Annotated in this window: 3 protein-coding genes and 1 pseudogene; all 4 read left to right on the forward strand. The window is 67.5% G+C overall.

Going from position 1 to position 2541, the window contains the following annotated elements:
• A pseudogene (locus tag AX744_RS16655) lies at positions 1-211 on the forward strand (heavy metal translocating P-type ATPase); the annotation flags it as partial.
• A complete protein-coding gene (locus AX744_RS16660; protein WP_061018098.1) occupies positions 208-387 on the forward strand; it encodes a hypothetical protein in 180 nt (59 codons plus the stop codon). The pseudogene AX744_RS16655 and the gene AX744_RS16660, both read left to right, overlap by 4 nt.
• A gap of 241 nt (positions 388-628) precedes the next feature.
• Positions 629-1690, forward strand: a complete 1062-nt coding sequence (locus tag AX744_RS16665; RefSeq protein WP_061018100.1) for an ATP-binding protein — start codon at positions 629-631, stop codon at positions 1688-1690.
• A 477-nt stretch (positions 1691-2167) separates the two neighbouring features.
• Complete coding sequence (locus AX744_RS16670) at positions 2168-2443, forward strand: hypothetical protein (protein ID WP_157543637.1); 276 nt, start codon at positions 2168-2170, stop codon at positions 2441-2443.
• Positions 2444-2541: the final 98 nt, after the last annotated feature.

The raw sequence follows: 2541 nt of genomic DNA on the forward strand, positions 1-2541 counted from the left end.
GCTGCCGCGCGCGTTCGACCACGCCCGCCGCGGCAGGCACATCATCAACCAGAACATCATCCTGTCCCTGCTGATCATCACCGCCCTGCTACCGCTGGCACTGTTCGGCGTGCTGGGGCTGGCCGCGGTGGTGCTGGTGCACGAGATCGCCGAGGTCGTCGTCATCCTCAACGGTCTCCGCGCCGCCAGGACGAGGAAGATGAGCGCATGACCGCGCGCGCCGCTGCGGTGGAAGAGTCGAGCGGGTCATCCACAGGACGCAGGCGGGCGCTCGGCGTCACCCTTGTGGTGGCAGCGCTCGCACTGGCGATCGACCAGGGGGCGAAGGCCCTCGCCGTAGCACAACTGCCGCCGGGCGAGCGGGGCGAGGCGACAGCGCGAGCATGATGGCCTCCCGGATCGTCTATCGAATATATGACCGATCCAGAGTATGTGAATCGCTCCCGACATTAGAGCGGGTATCCTGCACGCTCCCGCTCGTGGTGCGAGAATGGGGACCATGACCTCGACCGCGCCCGACGATGAGGAGATCGCCGCGATTATCCGGGCACGGCGCACTATGGACGGTGAACCCCGCGCCGGCGTCGACGTCGACACGCGGCCGGGGATCTGACCGGGAGGTCTGCCGATGCTCTCACCCGCCGTCGACGTCGAACCGGTCTCCACCGCGCAGGCACGCGCAGCGTGGGGCACCGGCGTCGCGCCTCTGCTCGAGGCGTTCCCGGACCACGCCGGCGACATCCTCCGCGCGATCGCCTTCGCGCACCGCGCGCCCTTCCCGGTCCCGGTGTTCATCACCGGGCGACCCGGCGCCGGCAAGACGACCCTCGCCCGGGCGATCGGCGAGCTCACCGGGCGCAGTGCCCCGCTCGAACTCCCGCAGCGATCGCTCGCGTCCATCCGCAAGGCAGCCACGCCGGGGGAGCCGCTCGTCCTCGACGACATCGCGCCCGCGCACTCCCGCGCCCGGCCGGCGATGTTCACCCAGATCCAGGCTGAGGTCTACGCCAGCCGCAACTCCCCGCTGAACGCCGCATCCCTCGTCGTCGCCACCGGCGAGCAGAAGATCGACGAGCTCAGCCTGCAGCGCACCCTTGCCACCCGCATCAACAGGCGCCGGGCGCCGCGAGAGATCTACGCGCAGCTGCAGTCGCCAGCCGCGGCCGCGGCACGCCTCAGCGTGCACACCTACCTGCAGGCACAGATCCCGCGCGTGACGCTGCGCAGTGCGGACAGCGCCGCCACACGCCTCGCCCTCGGCGTCGACATCGAGCACGAACGACGCCGCGACGCCGCCCTGCACGTCGGGGGAGTGATCCTGCGCGCGCTCGATCTCGACGCGGGCACCAACCGGCACCGGATGCCGCGCGAAGACCAGATCCTCGTCGGCGTCTACGCCGCCCTGCAGTACGCGCTCGACAACGGCGCCCTCCTCGGCGGTCGACCCACCGCCGGCGACTGGGTGCTCGGCCGCCGCGACGAGGACTACCTGTACCTGATACCCGGCGAGATCCTGCCGATCGTCCGCGCCGAGATCGACGACGACACCCTCACCAGCAACGCCGTCGCGGCAGCCCTCGAGGATCGCGGTCTGCTGTACCCCTCCCGACGCCAGGGCCGCAGCATCCCCCGCAGCATCAACGGCACCCTCACCCGCGTCTGGCGTCTCAGCCCCGCCCTCCTCGTCTGAGGCGACACGCCGACGACACTGCCACGGCCTCGCCGGCTGGCGCGTCGCCGCCGACTGAATCGCTGACGCGATCACGTCGAGATCGGCAGATTCTCGACGCCATCGCTTACGGGTTTCCGGTGTTCCGTGCCAACCCTGCTCGAAAAGGTGTTCCAGGTGTTCCACCGTTTGACCGGGGGTTTTCTGAAACGGCGAATCCGCGGAATCGGGTAGGTGTTCCAGCTGTAATATCCCTTTGACCTGCGTTTTACATGCAGGCGGAACACCTGGAACACATTTTCAGACACACACACCCCGCACGCGCGATGCGTACGCGCGCGCGAAGGTGTTCCAGGGGAGAGCGCAACTTTTTTCGGGGACCGATGTCCGCGAAGGGGTGGATGCTCGGCCTATATGGGTCATGGAGAACCGACGCGCCGTCCGACTCGCCGCCACAAGTTGCGTGATTCTGATTCAGCTACGTGCTACAACAGGGTCATGGCACCCTCAGCAAACAAACCGGGGCGCCGTTCCTACGGCCCTCGGGCGGGCAGAACGGTGCGCTACCCCGAGGCCTACGACCAGGTCTTCGAGCGCCTCGCTGACGAGGCGGGTATCCCTGTCAGCAGCTGGCTTGCTCTCGCCGTCTCGAAACAGGCGGGGCTTGAAGTACCCGACTACGTGCAAGACGAACTACGCAGGGCAGCCCAACAGCGGGCGATCCGCGAGAGGGAACGGGAGATGGACATGCTCGACATGCCAAAGTCCGCGTAAAACAACTCACCCCTGCTGGTCGGCAAACCAACAGGGGTAATGAGTTTGAGGTCACGTCCTCCGGCAAGAGGACGCAAGTTTTGAGTTCTGATCCAGAT

The sequence above is a fragment of the Microbacterium sp. CCH5-D1 genome (assembly GCF_001557335.1).
GTDB lineage: Bacteria > Actinomycetota > Actinomycetes > Actinomycetales > Microbacteriaceae > Microbacterium > Microbacterium oxydans.